This window comes from Rhodospirillales bacterium, assembly GCA_016712595.1.
In the GTDB taxonomy this organism is placed as follows: domain Bacteria; phylum Pseudomonadota; class Alphaproteobacteria; order Rhodospirillales; family Defluviicoccaceae; genus Defluviicoccus.
Map to the genome: position 1 here is coordinate 761,427 of JADJQT010000001.1, position 19,668 is coordinate 781,094.

Here is a 19,668-nt window from a genome sequence, read left to right on the forward strand (position 1 = left end):
TTACCGTTTCAAAATTATTGTCCCCAAAAACGCCACTCATAAGAAGTGCTGGCACCGGGCGGCGAGGCACCATTGCTCAACGTGCCGTTGCTTATAAAGCCGCCGCCGGTGCCTTTATTGGCAGGCCAGCCGGAAAGCGGCCCCGACAAAAACAAAAGAGGCGCTGTTCCTGTTGGCAAAGAGCCATCAGCGCCCAAATAAACCGGTCCCCCGGCGGCATCGATGAATTTACGGCGATTTGTAACGTTGGTGAGGTCAAAAGCCGTAGCGGGATTGAACCAGAAGTCCGCCAGGTCGGCAGGAATCAGTTGCCACGGGCCATCATAGAACCCACCAATAGTGACAAAGGGATCATCCGTTCCCGTGCTTGGCGAAAAATCACTGGCAAAATCGACCATGGCCGTCAAAGCGCCTGCGGACCATGCCTGTTGATCGGAGTCGTTGATATAAAGTCGAAGACGCGCAGGATCGGAACCCTGCGTACCGTCATAGCTGATTAAAACATGATACCATGATCCGACATCCAATATTTCATTTGATCCCGCAATCGGGCCGGAATAGGTGTTACCTGTCTGGTCTTTATTTGAATAAACTTCAATATCGTAGATATTGTTTGCATCAGCATCGTCCATAACGAGCACGAAGCGTTCCGTTAAACCACCCAGAGCGCCGTTATCGGAGATTGAAAAAATACGGCAAAAGTCACAGCCGCCTGTTGCCGGTCTGAGCCAAAAGCTGATCGTATATTTATTGGAATCAGCGATGCCGGAAAGATTGTCGTGATCAATACTGAGCCAGTCATTCACGCCATCAAAATGTATCGCTTTCGGCCTATACGGGCTGCAAACCTCGACCGCATCACCGCCACTGTTGTAGCGCAGTGAACCTTCAAGACTGGCATCGCAAGTGCGGTCGTCGTAGCCGATTCTGATCGAGCCTTCGGTAAAGCTGCCGGACGTTTCCTGCGCTTTGGCAGGAAGCGCGATGGATAGTGTCAGCGCGATGAGAAGGGCAACGTGCTTCACTTGGCTTTCGCTCCCTGTGTGATGCGAGCATCAAAGTCCGTTGGCTCGGAGTCGGTAAGCACGCCGCCGTGAGATATGCCCTCGCGGACATACAGTCCGGCCGAGTCGAGGCGGGCAACTTCCTGCCCGTCGATCATGAAGCGGAACGCGGCGCTTTTCTGATCTTCGACAATGGCGAGGCGCGGGGCCGATCCGTTTCCATTTTGGTCGATGTTGTTCGCCGGCGGCTCGGCAAAGGCGACCATCGCCATTGACGGCAGGCAATAAAACAAAGTGAAAACAATGACTGCGAATAATGTAGATTTCATGTTATTAATTATACTTGATATTTATTAATAACTAAAAAGAAAAATATGCAGATTAAATCAAAACAAGCAAGTCGATATGATGTAATAGTGTTTGAGTCTTTTACATATAGGGGAAAGGCTCGCAATAAGCCGCACAAGGTAGGGACGGCGCTGTCGTCAGTGAAAGGTGGGCTGGTGGTGTTCATCCCGCCCGGTATTTCGATTACCGGGCGGGTGATGATCGTGCCGGAGAAGACCGCGCTGGATGAGATTGATCTGATCGAAGCCTATGAGAGCGCGGCCGACGAGCACGGCATTTGAGCGCCTTCGAAGTTTGCATCAGACTTTGACCCCGTTGATCAGATATCTCATGCGAAACGTCGCCTTCGAGCGCGGCGTATTGCCTTCGACCGGATTATGCTCCGCCCAGTCCCCCCAGGGCCTGACGCTCCAAAACGGCACGCGCTGCGCAAGGATCGGCGGGGCGTTCTGGACGAACAGAATTTGCTTATCACGCGGCAGCATGCGGATTTCGTCCGGCGACATCAGCGGACGCGCCGTTTCGCTGCGGCTCTCGCCTGCGTTTTCGTCGATCGTCCTGCCGAGATTGATATTGTGGGTGATGACCGTGCGCGTGCCGAGCGCCGCCGAGATTTCCTTGGCCAGGTCGTGATTTTGAACCGCGAAAAACTGCACCACCTCCGACTGCGACATGATGGTTGCGGTGGCTTCCTTTCCATAGACCCGGCGCAGCTCCGCCAGTTCCTGCACGATCATCCACACCCGCACACCGAGACCGGGTAGCGCGGTCAGGCTTTCGGTCAGATTGTGAATGCGCCCCATGTTCGAGGCTTCGTCGAGCAGAAACAACACTTGCTCGTTGCCGTGCTGGCGGGCGACGGCATCAATGGCCTGGCGGGCCAGTAGTCCCAGCCATGCCCCGTGCGTGCCGATTTCGTCCTGAGGAATGACGAGATAGATGGTGGTCGGTCGGCTTTTGAGTTCAGCGAAGCTGAAGTCCGAAGCGCTGACGCTATCGGCCAGCCAGCCCGACGGCTCGAAAATATCAACGGCCTGCACCGCGCCTTCCCGGAAGTCGCCGAATTGTTCGGCATTGTTCGCCATCAAGCGGGCCACGTCTTCGGCAAGATCGGCGATCACGCCGTCCAGCGCGTCCGACAGCGCCATGCTGGTGATAGCCTCTTCCAGATGTGCCGTGCTTTGCAACATGCGCCACAGTTCAGGGAGGGTGCAGCGCTCCGGGCAATCGCGTGTCGCCATATGGAGCATCAGCGCCCGCAGGAGTTTGCGGGAGCCTTCCCGGAAAAACCGGTTCTTCGCCTCCCCTTCCGGTTCCGGCACCAATTGCAGCGCCAGGTCGCGCACTTCGCCGGTGAGGCTGCGGCGCAGGGCTTCGTCGTTATAGAGATCGACCAGCACCGCCAGCGGATTGAAGCGGTGCTGCGGCAAACCATGCAGCCCCCAGGGATTCAGGATGCAGACCTTCTGGTTCCACAGTTCGGCGCGGTGGCGCGCCGTCATTCCGGCTAGCTCCCCTTTGGGATCGGTCACAAATATGCTGCCCCCCCAATGGAGGAGATTGGGCGTGACGACCGAGATGCCCTTGCCGGTGCGCGCGGGCGCGACGGTCAGCAGGTGCGCCTTGCCATTGTGGAAAAGCATCTCCCCCTCATGCGTGCCGAGGAAGAGACCGTTCGGATCGTCGAGACCGGCGGCGGCGCATTCGCGCTTGTTCGCAAAACGCGCGCTGCCAAAATTGCCGCTCGGGGTGTTCGCGGCCTCGATCTTGCGGTCCTGATCCAGGTTCTGGTTCAATCGGTTCAGGCCGGTCAACATGGATAGCGCGCCCAGTATTCCGAAAAACCATTGGGGTGCGCCCTCCGGGGACAGGCTGGCGAAATAGAAGAATGCAGCACCGAGGACGAACGCCGGGATACTGGACGGAGATTTGTTGGAATCGGACATGATGCTGTAACCGCCTTTTCTTTCGTGCAATATGACAATCGACGGGGCGGAGTTTGCTTGCATACCGCCCGGCGGTATTGGGCACAGGCTGGTCATATGGCGGAGGCACAGGCAGCGGCATGGCAACAGACCCGGTTCGATCAGGCGGACCGGGAACGGATACGCCGCACCTTGCTGCGTTATATGGAGGAAAACCGGATCGGCGTGCCGACCCTGCAAAAGCTGGTTGCCGAAGCCAATGATATCCGGCTCGACCACTTGCCGCTGAAGACGCTGCAACGCTTCCTCGCCGACACGCACCGCTCCAATGACATCATGGTTCGCTTTTGCCACCGTTTCGCGGCGGACCTGCCGGACGACGACCCGCTGGCATCGCTCGGCGAGGCGCTGGTGCAATTCATGGGCGTGATGCCGGACAAGGCGGATTGGCAGGCGCTCACGCCGGAATTATTCGGCCGCTACGCCGGACGGGCGGAGCCAGCGGTGAAGGGCATCGGCATCAAGGCCGACGGCTTTGACCACTGGGTCCCCTTCTCGACGCTGACCGTCGAAACCCTGCCGGCGCGACCGTTCGGTGCGGTGCGGGAGGTCGTGAGCAACTGGAGCCGGACAAAATCGGTTTCAGCCGGGCAAACAGCGCGTCGGCTATATGAAGGCGTCCTGTTTCAACCGGCGGGCGCGCTGTTCGCCTTCATGCGCAACACATTGACAGGAACGCCGCGCCTCTACTGGCTCAGCCCGGAGAACCCGTTTCCGCTGGTCGGTTATGGCCACGAAAGCACCAGCGCGCTCGATGAGCGCCCGACGGTCGGCCCAAACCTGTTCCGCGCGGATCGCTTGATTTTCGAGCGCGCCGCCGGGGGGGAAACGATATGACCGGCGCTGCACCAAAGCAGGCACGCAAGACCCGGCCCGACGATAAGACCGCCGCCGAAGAACTCGATCATGCCCTGTTACGAGCCGTTTATAACGCCGATCCGGACAGTGCCATCGCGGCGCTTGACGACGGGGCCGACGTGAATGCGACGGACCCGCAGACCGGACTTGCCGCGCTGCATATCGCTCTGGGCACCAACAATTTGCCGATGGTTCGAATCTTGGTTGAGGACTGGGGTGCAACGATCAAACCGGATGGGCGCGGTCGTTGGCCCACTGTCATCGCTGCCCGGTGCCGGGTGGATGACGAGCTGTCTGACTATATCGCCGAGGCCGAAGAAAAGATGCAGTCGTCATAGTGACCAGAATTTGACCAACGGCACTATATTGTTGTAAAGTCATCGCATTCGGCCCCTGAACATACAGGAGCATGCAATCCGGGCGGGTCTTAAGCTGATCCTAATCTTGTTCCCGGACAATTAATCTTAACATTAAGGTGGGTTGCAAGATGTGCGCGGAGAGTCCGCGCCATCTTGGCAAGGGGAGCTTTGAGCCGCCCCCCGTTGCATCCCCCGGCATATCGCCCGCCACCGGCATTGAGCCTGTGCGAGCGATCGCAGCGTATCCCGCTGCACCGGACCAGAAGGAGACTTCGCTCTCCCTCTGGACACCCATCGACCGGGAGGAAGACATGCCTCTCCCTCCCGGACCGCCCATGCACCAGCGCCCCGGCGCTGGAACCGGCCAGGGATACCGCGTCCCTGGATGCGCGAAAGGAGGCCGAACGTGGCAAGCGGCAGCGATACCCGCCAGCGTCAAACGACGCTAACGGCGCGGTTCAACGATCAGGAAGCCGAGGCGATCCGCCTGATGGCCGATCGCGCGGGTGTCCCCGTGGCTTCCTACCTGCGTGCCGCAGCGTTGAACCGGTCGCTTGACCGTGCCGTTCGTCGGCCCACGGTCAGCCATGAAACGGCTGCCCGTCTTCTCGGCAATCTCGGTCGGATCGCGGAGACGCTACGCGCCGCTACTCTGGCGGGGCAACTCGACCCGGCCGAGCCGACCGTTGCCGCCGCGCTCCGCGATATTGCCGAGATGCGCACTGTCTGCTTCGAGGCCATGGGACGTGCGCCATGATCCTCAAAGGCAGCCAGCGCACAGGCGGACGCGACCTCGCCACTCATCTGTCGAACGAATATGACAATGAGCGGATCGAGATTGCGTCCGTGCGCGGGGCGGTGGCGGATGATCTCCACGGCACGTTAGCCGAGTTCGAGGCCGTGGCGGCCGGAACCCGTGCGCAGAAACCGCTCTACAGCCTGTCGATCAATCCGTCCGCTCCGCTATCGCGGGCGCAGTACATGGCGGCCATCGATCATATCGAGGATAAGCTCGGGCTGACCGGACAACCGCGCGCCATCGTCTTCCATGTGAAAGACGGACGCGAGCACGCGCATGTCGTCTGGTCGCGTACCGACATTGACACCATGAAGGCTATCCCGATCAGCCATGACCGCATGAAGTTGCGCACCTGCGCCCGCGAGCTGGCCCACGCCTATGGCCTCCAGCTTCCCCCCGGTCTGGCTGAGGATCGGGGCGACGCGCGTTTTGAGAAAACGCCCGAAATCAGCTTCGCCGAGAAGGCTATGGCGGAGGCCAGTGGGATCACGCCCGAGGCCCGGCGTGATGCCATCACCACGCTCTACCGCTCGTCCGACAGTGCGGAATCCTTCCGCGCCGGACTGGAACGTGCAGGCTATGTGTTGGCCCAGGGCGAGCGCCGCGCCCATGTCGTCGTGGACCGGGCGGGCCATGTCCATGCCCTTGCCCGACAGATCGACGGCGTCAAAACCCGCGACGTGAAGGCCCGGCTGGAAACCCTGCCGCCGGAAGCCCTGCCTTCAATCGAACAGGCGCAAGCACAACAGACGCAGCGCGAAAAGGCGTTCACCGAGCGCCTGCGGGAACAGGCCCGCGCCCGTGGCGCGAAATCGGCTGCCGATCTTGCCGCGAAGCAGGAAGCCCGCCGCCGCCGCGCGATCGACGCGAAACGTCAGGCCTTGGAAGTCACGCACCGCGCCGAACGTTTGTCACTGCATGCCGCCCACAAGGCCGAGCAGGACCGGCTCTTCAACCGTATCGCCGGCAAGGTCTTCGCGCTGTTCGACCGCGTGCCGGCGTTGCGTTCGGTCATTCTGCCGTTGCGCCGCAATCCGGCGATCAACGCCGCCGAGCGCCACCGGCTGGAGACTGAGGCGCTGGACCGCCGCAACGAGCGCGAGCGCCGCGACATTGACCGGCGCGCGAGCGCGCTCGACCTGATCGATGCGCGGGAACGGCGCAGCCTGATCCGCGACCTGGTGAGCGCGGCGCGGGCAGAAGACCTTGTGCGGGAAGCGCAGGTTCGGCAGCACGAAAACGAAATCCGCCAGACGGCGGACGAATTGACGCGCGACAGCCGTGAGGAACGCCGCGCGCGTGTTGCGGAGCTGCTATCGGAAGCGAGGCGGAAAGAGCAGAATCCTTCCCATGGTCCCGGACGAGGTCGATCACGATAAAAAGCAACAATAAGGAGGTAACGCCATGAACAATCAAAGCCGCCGCTACGTCGCCGTCATTCTCAAGGAGCGCGGGAAGCCATATCTCGCCACTGTGCCCGACTTCGGAGCGTGCTTCGCCATGGGCGACACAGTGGATGACGCCAAGGCCAGCCTGCCCGATGCGCTCGCGCTGCATGTCGAGGGCATGATCGCAGACGGGCGCGGCCTGCCCGCACCGCGGACCCGCATCGAAGTGCTGACAAGCTTGGAGCAGCCGGTGTTCCACGACTACGTCGTCGAGGTTGAGCCGGAGGCTGACTTTCCACAACCTTCCGATCGTCGAGCAAAACCTGTGCAGCGCCAGTAGGACTCTGGCTCCCGTAACGTTATTGCTCTTTCAGCCGAGACGTGGAGGGAATCAGAGTTGGCGCGCAGACTGGGCAATACGCTTGAGAAATGGGAAGTCGCGATCGTGAAAGCGATGCTGGCACGCAAATACGTGCCGCAGGATATCCAAGCATATTTCTCCCGGCCCACGCGTTCTATCAATCACGCGCGCATCTCGGAGATACGCGATGGTGCAAAACACAAGACCGTCAAAGCGGCCTCGGACGCAGAGTTGGACGCCTTTCTGGAGGCCTGGCCCGACATCGATCCGGCGACCGGCCTGCACCTACAGGGGGACGAGCTGCTCGTGAAGGCCCGCGAGGCGATGATCGCTGCCGTGCACACGTTCAACAGTGCCGGGCTCTATTTTCGCGCCGAACTGTTCATTGTTACCAGCATCATCGCTTGGACCTACCTTCTGCACGCTTATTACAAACGGGAAGGTATCGACTACCGGCACAAGAAGGGCGGTGCCGTCGACAAAACGCCAAGCGGTGCAGATAAATATTGGGAACTCAGCCAGTGCCTGGCGCACGGGAAATGCCCGCTGGAAAAAGGTGTGGTCAACAATCTGAAATTCCTGACCGAGATTAGGCACGAGATCGAGCACCGGTCGACAAACAGGATTGACGATGCCCTGAGCGCCAAACTCCAAGCCTGCTGTATCAATTTCAACGACGCCATCAAGGCGCTATTCGGCAAGGAGTTCGCGCTGGAAAAGCGGTTGCCGATTGCCCTCCAGTTTGTGACCTTCGACGGAGCGCAACGCGCCGGGCTGATCGGGGCTGACCTGCCGGCGCATATCGCGACGGCCATGGACAATTTCCACAACGGCTTGTCGGACGAGGAACAGCTGGACCAGAAATTCCGCTACCGCGTGGCCTTCGTGCCGAAAGTTTCCGGCAAGGCTGCCAAGGCCGACCTTGCCGTAGAGTTCATCAAGCCCGGCTCGCCCGAGGCGGAGGCCGTCGAGCGCGTGCTATTGAAGGAGGTCGAGCGACCGAAATACCTGCCGACCGAAATCGTGTCGAAGGTCAAAGCCGCCGGCCACCCGGCTTTCACGATCTACGACCACACGCTGCTGGCCAAGCAATTGGACGCGCGGAAGCCCGCCAAGGGCTACGGGGTCATGGTCGCAAAGACCTGGTACTGGTACGAAAACTGGTTCGAGAAGGTCATTGAAAAGCTGGCCGAAGGGTGGACGCGACCGTAGCCGGAGCAAACCATCGTGATCGTCGCCAAAATTATAAAGCGCCTACAATGACATACGAGTGCCCAGTTTCATCCTCTCCGGCGCGCCAGTTTTCAATCACTTAGAGCGGTTTCCACTCACTCTGGCTCATATCCTGCGGGGGTGAAGAAGTTTGCGCATTCGGCTGGTGTGAATAGATCGATGAGCGAGCCGATGGTGCGCCAGAGGCCGTCGACGGTGCGTTCGGCGGCTTTTCGGAGCAGGGGCTTCAGCTTGGCGAACGCGTTTTCGATCGGGTTGGAGTCCGGGCTGTAGGGGGGCAGGAACCGCAACTCAGCGCCGGCGGCTTTGATCGCCGTGCGGACGGCGGGCGATTTGTGGCTTGAGAGATTGTCCATGATCACGATGTCGCCTGGCTTGAGCTCGTGCACGAGGATCTGGTCGACATAGGCATCGAAGGCCCGCTGGTTGATCGGGGCGTCCAGCACCATGGGCGCGACGATGCCCGACAGCCGCAGACCGGCGACGAACGTCGTCGTCTTCCAGTGGCCAAACGGCACGCCTATGCGCAGCCGTTCACCGCGCAGGGGCGCGGCCATGGGTGCGTGCGATGGCGGTGGACGCCCAGGTCTCGTCGATGAACACCAAGCGGTCCGGATCGAGATCGGGCTGCGCCTCGAACCATGCCAGCCGGCGCATCAGGACATCCGCACGGTCCTGCTCGGTCGCGTGTCGGTCTTTTTTGCGCGTGATGCCGCGGCGCTGGAAGAAACGGTGGACGGTACCGATGCCGACCGGCGTGCCCCGTTCGGCCAACTGACGCTGCACTTCGACCAGCGTGATGTCACGCTGCTCTTTCCACAGGCCCAGGATGAAGCCCGCCTGCGCTTCAATCCGGTGCGAATTCTTGTCGCCGCCCTGCGGCTTCGGCGCAAAATCCCCCGTCTTGCGCCGTCGCGCGTGCCACCGGATCGCCGTCGATGGCGCAACGCCGAACCGCGCCGCGGCTTGGCGACAGCTCAGTCCTTCATCCTCGATCGCCGCGATCACCCGGCGGCGCAGATCCATCGAAAGTCCCAGACCCATGCATGCTGGCCTCCATCCCCAGCACGCAGCTTGAATCAGAAAATTAACCTCGCGTGAATCTGGAGGCTTCTGTGAGGTCGCGGACGAGGTCTTCGGCGTGCGCCGGCGCGACCTCATCGAAGCCGGATTGAACGAACCCGCGGATGGCCGAGCTATGGGGATTGTTGCTGCGTCTGGTGGTCCGAGACCGCTTTCGGGCGGCTCGGCATGGGGATCGATCCGGCGCGGTCGAGGCCGGCGACGCCGGGCGGTTGGTGGCAGCAGTGAGCTGAACCGGGGTTTCGTGGGGCGCCGCGCCGGACCTGGTGCTGCCGGAACGGTTGTTGGGCAAGACGATGGGTGCCGGCACACGGCAGCATCGGTGCTGGACAGGCGGGGCAGCAAGGGTGGCGGCCACTCATGAAGTGTCCTGCCGGAACGAGGGTTGCGGCGGCGGCCTCAGAAGGATGGCGAAGGTGATCATCGGGCCGCCGCAGCAGGGGCAGCGATCGAACGCGCTTGTAAGTTGCTTCTGCTCGGGTGGGACCTTGGTCTCGGGATCGACCGTCGGCGAGGCGGCCAGCAGCTCGCGGCGGAGCGCCAGCTTTGCTGCCTGTTGGTGATTGGCGAGGAAGCCGTAATGGCGGATGCGATGGAAGCCGTCCGGCAGGGTGTGGAGCAGGAAGCGGCGGATGAATTCATCGGCAGCGAGAACCATCAGCTTCGCCTTGCCGTGGTGGCGATAGTCCTTCCAGCGGAAGGCGACGTCGCTGCCCGTCACCTCGACCGAGCGCGAATTGGCGATGGCGACGCGGTGGGTGTAGCGACCGAGATAGGCCAGCACCTGTTCCGGGCCACCGAACGGCGGCTTCGCATAGACCACTCATTCGACGCGCCGCAGATCGCGGAGGCGACGAACGAAGCCGCAGTCGGCGCAGCTCTCGGCATGGCCGCCCAGCGCCGCCGTCCGGCACAGCGTGATGGCGCTGATCACCCGCCGTTCGACCCGGCCGAGGTGAGCGTGATGCATGCGCCGATAGGCCTCGCCGTGGCGGCGGAAGACATCCGCCACTTCCCATGTCGCCGCCATCGCGCGGCCGGATCAGGCGGGCGGCACGACCTCCAGCGTGAGGCGGTCGAGCGGGCTCTGCGTATGCCGGATCAGGCCGTTCGAGACCCGCGTGTAGCGCGCCGTGCTCGACAGGTTGGCATGGCCAAGCAGCACCTGGATGATGCGGGTGTCGGTGCCGTTCTCCAGCAGGTGGGTGGCGAAGCTGTGCCGCAGCGTGTGCACCGTCACCCGCTTCGCAAGTCCGGCCGCGGCGCAGGCGGAGCGGCAGGCCGCGTGCAGCACTTGGACGTCGACCGGCTTCGTCTCATCGCGGCCGGGGAACAGCCAGTGGCTGGGCCGGGCCAGACGCCAGTAGGTGCGCAGGATGCCCAGAAGCTGGGCCGACAGCATGACGGTGCGGTCCTTGCCGCCCTTGCCATGCTCGACCCGGATCACCATCCGCGCGCTGTCGATATCAGCAAGCTTCAGACCGACCGCCTCGGACGCCCGCAGCCCCGCCGCATAGGCCGTCGTCAACGCCACGCGGGTCTTCAGGCTCGGCACCGCCTCGAGAAAGCGCACCACTTCATCGGCATTCAGCACCACCGGCAGCGTGCGCGGCTCGCGTGCATAAGGGATGCGCTCCGGGATCTCACCGTGCCCCAGCGTGACGCCGTAGAAGAACCGCAGCGCACACACCGTCTGGTTCAGCGCCGGCCACGAAATGCCGGTCGACACCAGATGGACCTGGAACGCCCGCACGTCCTCCAGGCCAAGCTGGTCCGGCGAGCGACCAAAGTGGCCGCTGAACTTGCTGACCGCGTGAAGATAGGATCGTTGCGTCGCCAATGACAGATTGCGGACGGTCATGTCCTCGACCATGCGGCGGCGCAGAGGGCTCATCTCGGCCATCGCGGTGCTCCTGTCTGAGGATCGGGCTTCAACACGCCGTAATCCTCCCAGACGGGAGCCGCCCCCGCTAACCGATCACCCCACTCCCACGACACCGGGTTCGTTCAATCCCCACCGATCACATGAATGTCCACAGACCCTAGTACGTGCTTCTGCCCTTGCCGAACACCTACCGGCGTGCCAAACACCATTGAGATCCGGATCGTTCGCCGTCCGGTCCGGCGCAAGGAGGGAGGACGCATGCGATCCGTGCTACTTATCTGGCTCTTCGCCACGCTCGTTCAATACGCCGCGCCCGCCCACGCCGACGACGTTTTGCGGCGTGCGCAGGAGCGTGGCTACTTCACCGTTGCCGCCGCACCGGCACCTGATCAGATGCCGCTGTCCAGTCAGACTGAGGCCGGTGGTTATACCGGCTTCGATGTTGACGTGGCGAGCGAGATCGCGCGACGTCTGGGGTTGCCGGTGCGCTTCGTCAGCCCCGGGTGGAACGAGATTCTCGCCGGTCACTGGGACGGCAAATGGGACTTTGCCGCAGCATCCGTCACACCGACGAAACAGCGCGAGCAGTCTCTTATTTTCCCCGCAGTCTATCGCTTCGATGCCGCAGCGCTCGTCGTTCGCAAAGACGACAAAACGATCGAGCGACCACAGGATGCGTCGAAAAAGGTGATCGGCGTGCGTCAGGGCACGACGTTTGAGAACTACCTACGTCAGAATCTCGTCATCTATGACAACTCGACCGCCGTTACCTACCTGATCAACGATCCCAAGATCCGCCTTTATGCGACGCGTGCAGATGTTGTCGGGGCCCTGGTCGGACATAAGGTCGATGCGATCGTCACATCTCTTGGCCTTGCGGAGGACGACATCAACAAGGGTGCGCCAATCCGCATGGTCCCGGGTTTCCTATTCTTCGAGCCGGTGGCTATCGCGATTGACAAAGGCGATCCCGAGTTTGCCGTCCGCATCGGTGAGACTGTCCAAGCGATGCGCGATGACGGCACACTGACGCGTCTTTCCGAGAAGTGGTTTGGCATCGACGTCGCCGGTATCGTTCCCTAAGCTGTCCCATCCATAACTGGCCGACCGCATGGCGGAGAACGGCCTTTTTTTTGGGGGTTCGATGAAACGGATGCTCTTCGCGGCAGCACTGGCCGCAAACTTGGTCTCTCCGGCACTTGCTCAGGAACTGACTGGAACATTGCAAAAGATCAACGATTCGGGAACGATTGTCCTTGGCCACCGCGAAGATTCACCGCCCTTCTCGTTTGTCGATAAGAGCAAGCAGCCGGCTGGCTACTCTGTAGACCTGTGCTTGCGTATCGTTGAGGCGGTGAAGGAGCGCCTGGGACGCTCCGACATCACAGTCAAATACGTCATGCTTGGCGCGGATGAGCGGCTCGACAAAGTTGCTGATGGAACCGTCGACATCGAATGCGGCAATACGACACACACGATCTCGCGCCAGGAAAAGGTCGATTTCACCAATATGACCTTCATAACCGGAGCGAGCCTGCTTTTACCCGCGGGGTCGACGATTCAGAGTGTCGGTGACCTCGCAGGCAAGCGTGTTTCGGTCGTTGAAGGCACAACCACGGAAACAACGCTGCGTGAGCGGCTGAAACAGAGCCTCGTCGAAGCCAAGGTTGTGACCGTCAAGGACCATGGCGAGGCGATGAAGCTGTTGAGCAAGGGCGAAGTCGATGCGCACGCGGGCGATCAGATCGTCCTGATTGGCCTCGCTCGTGCTGCCAAGGATCCGACCAAGTTTATGCTCGCGCCGGAATTATTTACGTACGAGCCCTATGCGCTCGTCGTGCGCCGCAACGACGCCGATTTCCGCGTCGTCGCCGACGGCGCGCTGGCACAGCTCTATCGGTCGGGGCAGATCGCTCAAGTGTATGACAAGTGGTTTGGTGACTGGGGCGGTCGTCCGAGCCGTCTGCTGCTCGCCATGTACGCACTCAACGGACTCCCGCAATAGCATCGGCTCCTTAAACGCCTCTTCGCGGCATCGGTGCGCCGACGGGCTGGTTGTGCTCATCGGCGTACCTTTGCGCCCGACTCAATCGAGATCCGACCACCGAGCACGAGTTGCCGCACGAGATATGCCAAGCGCAATCGGTCCACATGATCAGTACGTCTTTGCTGTTGCCGTCCTCATCGGCACATACGGGGCAGCGTCGTTTCTGCTATGGCTGGCGCAGCGATCGGTATTTGCCGACCGGATCAAGACCTTTCGCGGCATCGCGCAGAATTTTCTCACTGTCATCAACGTTCTGTTCGCCCTTAATCTCGCCTTCCTCGCCAACGATACCTGGATCGCTCACGACCGGGCGACGACGGCGGTCTTCCAGGAAGCGGGAAACCTCAGGACGATCATCGATCTCGCGAGCCAGCTCCCTGAAGAAGAGAGGAGCAGGTTGCGGGCGGCCGTCGAGGCCTACGCGAGCCTTACCGCTAATGTGGAATGGCCGATGCTTGCGCGTCGCCAGAGCAGCCAGGAGGTAGGAGACGCGCTCGATTCACTCCTGTCTTACCTGTCCTCGAGGCCAGTTGCAGCGGCACTGAATCCGAGCGTGCATTCGCGCATGCTTGAGCAGGCGATCCAGGCGCGCAGCTCACGCGACCTGCGCATCGCGCTCAGCCAGACCCATGTCAACCCGTTGAAATGGCTTGGGATGGCATTTCTCGGATTCCTGACCATGGTCTCGATCACCATGGTGCACGTCGATCAGCCTCGCGCCGAAATCCTCGCCGTTCTGCTGTTCGCCACCGCTTCGGCGCCGACTGCCGCGATTATTCTTATCCACGGCAATCCTTTCCAGCAGCCGATGGCCCTCTCCCCCGCCCCCATCGCATCTCTTGTCGGTACGCGGTGAGTTGGACCGGAGCGGAAGCCTCGCGGCAACCGCACATCGCCACTACGACTTTGTGTGTCCTGCGCGGGGACCCGCATAGGCGACCCTCGCCTGCTCACCGTGAACGATTAACGCCATTCGCAGACAGCAACGCCGACCAGGCAATGTCTTGCCGGAGGCCAGTCCCCGAGATTACGCGGGCGAACGCGGCCGTTGACAGGCGGGTAAGAGCGGATATAGTCCGCCTCTCCTCCGGCGAGCCGCGTTGGGGGGCAGGCTTTTGTTGGGTTCGTGGCTTAGCATGTTCGCAGTGATACGTACCGGCGGTAAACAGCATCGTGTGGCCGAGGATGACCGCATCATCGTGGAGCGGCTCGCGGTCGAGACGGGCGATCTCGTCGCTTTCGATCAGATTTTGATGCTGGCCGAAGACGGCAAGGAGCCCTTGGTCGGCGCATCCGTCCCAGGAGAAGCGCGGGTGTTCGCTCGAGTGCTCGGACAGACACGCGGCCCGAAGTTGATCGTGTTCAAGAAACGGCGCCGGAAGAATTCACGCCGCACTCGAGGCCATCGGCAGGATTTGACCGCCTTGCGCATTGCTGGCATCAGCCTGACCGGCGATGCCAGTGAGTTGGCAGCCGCTGCGCCGATCTCCGAACAAGCGGAGATTGACGAAAATGCCGTCTCGGTGGAGGCAGCGGCGCCTGTTCTCGAACCGGCGTTGCAGGAGTAGAACGGAATGGCACACAAGAAAGCCGGCGGCAGTTCGCGCAACGGTCGCGATAGCAACGCTCAGCGACTCGGCGTCAAGAAGTTCGGCGGCGAGCGGGTCATTCCCGGCAACATCATTGTCCGCCAGCGAGGCACCCAATTCCATCCGGGTGAGGGTGTTGGCCTGGGTCGCGATCATACGATCTTCGCCATCACCGAAGGGCGCGTCACATTCCGGCGGAGCGCACAGGGGCGCAAGTTTATCAGCGTTGATCCGATCGGCTGATCGCAGGCACACGGCCACTGTCTGCAGGGCTTGCAACGGGGCTTGGCGGCCGGTCTTGACATAGGATGGCGTAGCGGCGAAAGCCGGAGGCTTCCCAAGCTCAGGCCAGCGGCATCGGCGGAACCCATCGCGTGCGCTTTCTTGACGAAGCCAAGGTCCTGGTTAAAAGCGGCGACGGCGGAGATGGCTGCTTGTCGTTCCGGCGCGAGAAGTTCATCGAATTCGGCGGACCTGACGGGGGAGATGGCGGCGACGGCGGCAGCGTCGTGGTCCAAGCATCGGCTGACCTCAATACCCTAATCGACTTCCGCTACCGCCAGCACTTCAAGGCCGGGCGCGGGCACCACGGCGAGGGACAGAATCGCACCGGCGCGCGCGGTACGCACGTCGAGCTGATTGTTCCGGTTGGCACACAGATCTTTGCCGAGGACCGGCAGACCCTGCTTGCCGACATCGTCGAACCCGATCAGCGCATCGTGCTCGCCCGGGGCGGTTCCGGCGGTGTCGGCAACGCCCGCTTCAAATCGTCGACCAACCGCGCGCCGCGCCGGACCATTCCAGGTGGCCCGGGCGAAGAGTTCTGGATCGTCCTGCGGCTGAAGCTGTTGGCCGATGCCGGTTTGGTCGGTCTGCCAAATGCCGGCAAATCGACGTTTCTCGCCGCCGTTTCGCGGGCCCGGCCCAAAATCGCCGACTATCCGTTTACGACCATTTATCCGAGCCTTGGCGTGGTCGCCGTTGGCGATGGCGAGTTCGTCCTCGCCGACATCCCGGGCCTGATCGAAGGCGCGCATGAAGGTGTCGGGCTCGGCACGCGCTTTCTTGGGCACATCGAGCGCTGTCGGGTGCTTGTCCACCTCGTCGATGGCACTCAGGACGATGTCGTGGCCGCGTATTATACGGTGAGAGGCGAACTCTGTGCGTATGGCAATGGTCTGACCGAAAAGCCGGAGATCGTTGCACTGAACAAGGTCGATGCGCTCGCCGAAGACGAGATCACGGTCAAAACGGCAGCGCTGGCGGCCATCGTCGAAAGCCCGATTTACGGCATTTCCGGTGTGGCGGGCCTTGGTATCGCATCTCTTCTTGCCGCGATCGCCGGCGAGGTGCAGGCACACCGTGAAACCGGCGAACTGACGGCGCGTGAAGGCGAGCCGTGAACGCGGCAGAACGCCTGCCGCCACGCACGTGCAACGCTACGGATGCGGATTCGCGCGGCTGTCACGATTGCAACGAGCTTGAACACATGGACGGTTCGTCTGAGGACAACGGCCTCGACCGCAAACCCGACAACAGGGTGGGGGGGGCTGCCGACCTTTAGCGGCTACCGGCGGCTGGTGGTAAAGATAGGCTCGGCCCTGCTCGCCGACGAGCGCAGCGGCGCTATCCGGCGCATGTGGCTCGAAGCTCTCGCCGTTGACCTCGCCCGATGCCGAGCGCGCGGTCAGGAGGTGGTTCTTGTTTCCTCGGGCGCCATTGCCGTCGGGCGTCGCCATCTTCGGCTGGGCGCGGGCGTTTTGCGACTCGACGAAAAGCAGGCCGCGGCGGCGACCGGGATGATCCGTCTCGCTCATGCATATCAGGAGGTTCTCGCCAGGCACGAGATCACCGTCGCGCAAGTGCTGTTAACGCTTGACGATAGTGAGGACCGCCGTCGCTACATTAATGCGCGGAACACGTTGGAGATGCTGCTCCGGCTCGGTGCCGTGCCGCTGATCAACGAAAACGATACGGTGGCGACGGACGAGATCCGTTTCGGCGACAACGACCGCCTCGCCGCGCGCGTGGCGGCGATGGTCGGAGCCGATCTCCTGGTGCTGCTTTCCGACATCGACGGCCTTTATTCCGCCGACCCTCACACCGATCCCGATGCGCGTTTCTTCGACATTGTCAACGAGATCACCCCGGAGATCGACAAGATGGCCGGTGATCCTCGATCGGGAGTTGGCAGCGGCGGCATGCACACGAAGATTGCCGCCGCGCGCATCGCCCTCGCCGCCGGCTGCAGCATGGTGATCGCGCATGGGCACGCCCTCAATCCGCTCGCGCGTATTGAAGACGGCGCGCGCTGCACCTGGTTCCCATCTGCCGCAAGCCCGCAAGCCGCACGCAAGCGGTGGATCGCCGGGACCTTGAAGCCGGCGGGCGTGCTCGTTGTCGATACCGGTGCCGAGGCGGCTCTCGCCCACGGAAAGAGTCTGCTGCCGGCCGGTGTCGTCGCGATCGAGGGCACGTTTGGTAAGGGTGCTGCCGTTATCGTCCGCACCGCAGACGGACGGGAACTCGGGCGGGGCCTCTGCGCCTACTCATCGGCTGACGCGCGTCTCATTATCGGTCACAAAACCCGTGAAATACAGGCGTGCCTCGGCTACCGTGGTCGAGATGAACTGATCCATCGAGGCGATCTGGCTTTGCACCGAGAGAACAGTCAATGACCACGCTCACTGCCGATGTTGCCGTCGGTGCCGTCGTGCCCGGCGAGGACAGCCTGCGACGGCTGATGCACCATATCGGAACGTCGGCCCGCAAGGCGGCTCGCGTCCTCGCGCTCGCTGCCAGCGACGCGAAGAACCAAGCGCTTCGCCAGGCGGCGATGAACATCCGGGCACGCTTTCGCGACATCCTGTCGGCCAATGACCGCGACGTTGAAGCCGGCCGCAAGAAGGGCTTGGCGACGACGCTGCTTGACCGACTTCACCTGACGCCCGAACGCATTGAGTCGATGGCGCGTGGCCTCGACGAGATCGCCGCTCTGCCTGACCCGGTTGGCACGACGATCGCGCAGTGGGACCGGCCCAACGGACTCCATATCGCGCGTGTTCGCACGCCCATCGGCGTCATCGGGGTAATTTACGAATCCCGCCCGAACGTCACCGCCGACGCCGGCGGCCTGTGCCTGAAATCGGGGAATGCGGCGATCTTGCGCTGCGGATCGGAAAGTTTCCTCAGTGCTTCGGTGATTTCCGAATGCCTGACGGCAGGACTCATGGCTGCCGGCCTGCCGGACACCAGTATCCAGCTCGTGCCAACCACCGACCGCACCGCAGTTGGTGAGATGCTGAAGATGAACACCTGCATCGACGTTATCGTGCCGCGAGGCGGGCGCTCTCTGATCGAGCGCGTTACCGCCGAAAGCAAGGTGCCGCTGTTCCAGCACCTGGACGGCATCTGCCATACGTACGTGCACGCCGAAGCGGATCACGAGATGGCACGCCGAGTCGTGTTCAACGCCAAGATGCGGCGCCCGGGCATTTGCGGTGCCACCGAAACTTTACTTATTGATCAAGATGTGGCCCCCGCACTTCTGCCCGATATTATCAGCGATCTCATCACCTCCGGCTGCGAGGTTCGCGGCGACGCGGCGACGCGGGCGATCGATTGCCGCGTAGTGCCGGCAAGCGAGCGGGATTGGGATACGGAGTATTTGGATACGATCCTTTCGGTGAAAATCGTCGAGAACCTCGACGAGGCCATTCGCCATGTAAACCGGCATTCTTCGCACCATACCGACGCAATCATCACTGAGGATCCTATTGCCGCGGAGAGTTTTGTTGGCTCCATTGACAGCGCCATCTTGATGATCAACGCATCAACACAATTCGCCGATGGCGGTGAGTTCGGCATGGGGGCAGAAATCGGTATTGCCACGGGAAAGCTGCACGCCCGTGGACCTGTCGGCGTGGAACAACTCACCAGTTTCAAATACATCGTCAGGGGTGGTGGCCAATGCCGCCCTTGAAGTGTCCCCGTTTCGCGCGGACAGACGATTTGCGACGTCATATGTCCCTTCGTGTCCGGGCGTGAAGCCTTGGCCGCGCGGCGGATCGGTCTTCTCGGCGGATCATTCAACCCCGCCCACGAGGGACATCGCCACATTTCGATGCTGGCGCTGAAGCGACTTCGCCTCGACGAAGTTTGGTGGATGATTACGCCGCAAAACCCGCTGAAGAGCACGCGCGAAATGGCGCCGTTCGACGAGCGGCTGAAAGCGGCCACCCGGGTCGCGCGCCATCCACGGATTCGCGTAACCGACGTGGAGCGTCGCCTGGGCACCGCACACACCGCCGATTCGCTCGCCCTTCTGCTGCCGCGCTTTCCGAAGTGCCGCTTCGTCTGGCTCATGGGCGCCGACAACCTGCAGCAGGTGAGCGGTTGGAAGGATTGGAAGCGGCTTTTTCGCTTGATACCCATTGCCGTATTTTCGCGCCCGCCATACTCTAAACTGGCATTGACTGCACGATCGGCGCGGGTCTTCGCCGATGCACGGGTCGTCGAACCGCTGGCTCGATCGATCGTAACAATGCCGCCGCCAGCCTGGGTCTTTTTGAATATTCGCCCGCACGCGGCGTCCGCGACCCGGATTCGCGCACGGCGGGCCGTATCGGACGTCGATCGAGCCAAGGCGCGGGCCGGCGCAGCAGAGCGGCAAAGCATGGAAGCGCGGGAGACGATGATGACCATGGAGCGGCGATGACAAGGAGGCGGC

The 19,668-nt window shown here is 62.0% G+C and carries 21 protein-coding genes and 1 pseudogene; 16 read left to right on the plus strand and 6 right to left on the minus strand.

What is annotated here, in order from left to right:
* Window positions 1-14 precede the first annotated feature (14 nt).
* Together IPK66_03430 and IPK66_03435 are read right to left on the minus strand one after the other, a co-directional pair.
* Window positions 15-1,025, minus strand: coding sequence for a hypothetical protein (locus tag IPK66_03430; GenBank protein MBK8174348.1), 1,011 nt, complete (start codon window positions 1,023-1,025; stop codon window positions 15-17).
* Window positions 1,022-1,276: a hypothetical protein gene (locus IPK66_03435; protein ID MBK8174349.1), complete on the minus strand. Its 255-nt coding sequence runs from the start codon at window positions 1,274-1,276 to the stop codon at window positions 1,022-1,024. The genes IPK66_03430 and IPK66_03435 overlap by 4 nt, the downstream gene beginning before the upstream one ends.
* Before the next feature lie 216 nt (window positions 1,277-1,492).
* On the opposite strand from IPK66_03435, the gene IPK66_03440 reads away from it, so the two are divergent.
* A complete protein-coding gene (locus IPK66_03440) occupies window positions 1,493-1,633 on the plus strand; it encodes a hypothetical protein (GenBank protein ID MBK8174350.1) in 141 nt (46 codons plus the stop codon).
* An 18-nt stretch (window positions 1,634-1,651) separates the two neighbouring features.
* On the opposite strand, the gene IPK66_03445 is transcribed toward IPK66_03440, so the two are convergent.
* Window positions 1,652-3,298, minus strand: a complete 1,647-nt coding sequence (locus tag IPK66_03445; GenBank protein MBK8174351.1) for a type IV secretory system conjugative DNA transfer family protein — start codon at window positions 3,296-3,298, stop codon at window positions 1,652-1,654.
* A gap of 96 nt (window positions 3,299-3,394) precedes the next feature.
* Here IPK66_03445 and IPK66_03450 point away from each other — a divergent pair, with 96 nt between their 5' ends.
* The 6 genes from IPK66_03450 to IPK66_03475 all read left to right on the plus strand — a co-directional run bounded on the left by IPK66_03450 (window position 3,395) and on the right by IPK66_03475 (window position 8,314).
* Window positions 3,395-4,174: a hypothetical protein gene (locus IPK66_03450; GenBank protein ID MBK8174352.1), complete on the plus strand. Its 780-nt coding sequence runs from the start codon at window positions 3,395-3,397 to the stop codon at window positions 4,172-4,174.
* Window positions 4,171-4,533: an ankyrin repeat domain-containing protein gene (locus IPK66_03455; protein ID MBK8174353.1), complete on the plus strand. Its 363-nt coding sequence runs from the start codon at window positions 4,171-4,173 to the stop codon at window positions 4,531-4,533. The genes IPK66_03450 and IPK66_03455 overlap by 4 nt, the downstream gene beginning before the upstream one ends.
* Window positions 4,534-4,939: 406 nt before the next feature.
* Window positions 4,940-5,311, plus strand: coding sequence for a hypothetical protein (locus IPK66_03460; protein MBK8174354.1), 372 nt, complete (start codon window positions 4,940-4,942; stop codon window positions 5,309-5,311).
* A complete protein-coding gene (locus IPK66_03465) occupies window positions 5,308-6,732 on the plus strand; it encodes a relaxase/mobilization nuclease domain-containing protein (GenBank protein MBK8174355.1) in 1,425 nt (474 codons plus the stop codon). The genes IPK66_03460 and IPK66_03465 overlap by 4 nt, the downstream gene beginning before the upstream one ends.
* A gap of 25 nt (window positions 6,733-6,757) precedes the next feature.
* Window positions 6,758-7,081 (plus strand): type II toxin-antitoxin system HicB family antitoxin, encoded by a 324-nt coding sequence (locus tag IPK66_03470; GenBank protein ID MBK8174356.1) that lies wholly within the window; start codon window positions 6,758-6,760, stop codon window positions 7,079-7,081.
* Window positions 7,082-7,138: 57 nt separating this feature from the next.
* Window positions 7,139-8,314: a DUF3644 domain-containing protein gene (locus IPK66_03475; GenBank protein MBK8174357.1), complete on the plus strand. Its 1,176-nt coding sequence runs from the start codon at window positions 7,139-7,141 to the stop codon at window positions 8,312-8,314.
* A 116-nt stretch (window positions 8,315-8,430) separates the two neighbouring features.
* On the opposite strand, the gene IPK66_03480 is transcribed toward IPK66_03475, so the two are convergent.
* The 3 genes and pseudogenes from IPK66_03480 to IPK66_03490 form a co-directional block, all read right to left on the minus strand.
* Window positions 8,431-9,379, minus strand: a protein-coding gene (locus IPK66_03480) for an IS630 family transposase (protein MBK8174358.1) whose coding sequence is annotated in 2 segments (ribosomal slippage) — window positions 8,431-8,880 and window positions 8,882-9,379 — 948 coding nt in all. Because the reading frame shifts where the segments join, the coding sequence is not laid out codon by codon here.
* 535 nt (window positions 9,380-9,914) lie between these two features.
* Window positions 9,915-10,448 (minus strand): annotated as a pseudogene (locus IPK66_03485) (transposase).
* 12 nt (window positions 10,449-10,460) lie between these two features.
* Window positions 10,461-11,321: a site-specific integrase gene (locus IPK66_03490; protein ID MBK8174359.1), complete on the minus strand. Its 861-nt coding sequence runs from the start codon at window positions 11,319-11,321 to the stop codon at window positions 10,461-10,463.
* Window positions 11,322-11,561: 240 nt separating this feature from the next.
* Here IPK66_03490 and IPK66_03495 point away from each other — a divergent pair, with 240 nt between their 5' ends.
* The 9 genes from IPK66_03495 (at window position 11,562) to IPK66_03535 (ending at window position 19,656) form a co-directional block, all read left to right on the plus strand.
* Entirely contained in the window at window positions 11,562-12,386 is an 825-nt protein-coding gene (locus IPK66_03495; protein ID MBK8174360.1) for a transporter substrate-binding domain-containing protein, read from the plus strand.
* Window positions 12,387-12,447: 61 nt separating this feature from the next.
* Window positions 12,448-13,308: an amino acid ABC transporter substrate-binding protein gene (locus tag IPK66_03500; GenBank protein ID MBK8174361.1), complete on the plus strand. Its 861-nt coding sequence runs from the start codon at window positions 12,448-12,450 to the stop codon at window positions 13,306-13,308.
* 124 nt (window positions 13,309-13,432) lie between these two features.
* Window positions 13,433-14,206 carry a DUF4239 domain-containing protein gene (locus IPK66_03505; GenBank protein ID MBK8174362.1) on the plus strand — a complete coding sequence of 258 codons (774 nt, stop codon included), beginning with the start codon at window positions 13,433-13,435 and terminating at the stop codon, window positions 14,204-14,206.
* 280 nt (window positions 14,207-14,486) lie between these two features.
* Entirely contained in the window at window positions 14,487-14,918 is a 432-nt protein-coding gene (gene rplU / locus IPK66_03510) for a 50S ribosomal protein L21 (protein MBK8174363.1), read from the plus strand.
* 6 nt (window positions 14,919-14,924) lie between these two features.
* The gene (gene rpmA / locus IPK66_03515) at window positions 14,925-15,182 is read left to right on the plus strand and encodes a 50S ribosomal protein L27 (protein ID MBK8174364.1); all 258 of its coding nucleotides are present in this window, start codon (window positions 14,925-14,927) and stop codon (window positions 15,180-15,182) included.
* A gap of 131 nt (window positions 15,183-15,313) precedes the next feature.
* Window positions 15,314-16,342: a GTPase ObgE gene (gene obgE, locus IPK66_03520; GenBank protein ID MBK8174365.1), complete on the plus strand. Its 1,029-nt coding sequence runs from the start codon at window positions 15,314-15,316 to the stop codon at window positions 16,340-16,342.
* Between the two features lie 42 nt (window positions 16,343-16,384).
* Window positions 16,385-17,617, plus strand: a complete 1,233-nt coding sequence (locus IPK66_03525; protein MBK8174366.1) for a glutamate 5-kinase — start codon at window positions 16,385-16,387, stop codon at window positions 17,615-17,617.
* A complete protein-coding gene (locus tag IPK66_03530) occupies window positions 17,614-18,921 on the plus strand; it encodes a glutamate-5-semialdehyde dehydrogenase (GenBank protein MBK8174367.1) in 1,308 nt (435 codons plus the stop codon). The genes IPK66_03525 and IPK66_03530 overlap by 4 nt, the downstream gene beginning before the upstream one ends.
* Window positions 18,922-18,960: 39 nt before the next feature.
* Window positions 18,961-19,656 (plus strand): nicotinate-nucleotide adenylyltransferase, encoded by a 696-nt coding sequence (locus IPK66_03535; protein ID MBK8174368.1) that lies wholly within the window; start codon window positions 18,961-18,963, stop codon window positions 19,654-19,656.
* Window positions 19,657-19,668: the final 12 nt, after the last annotated feature.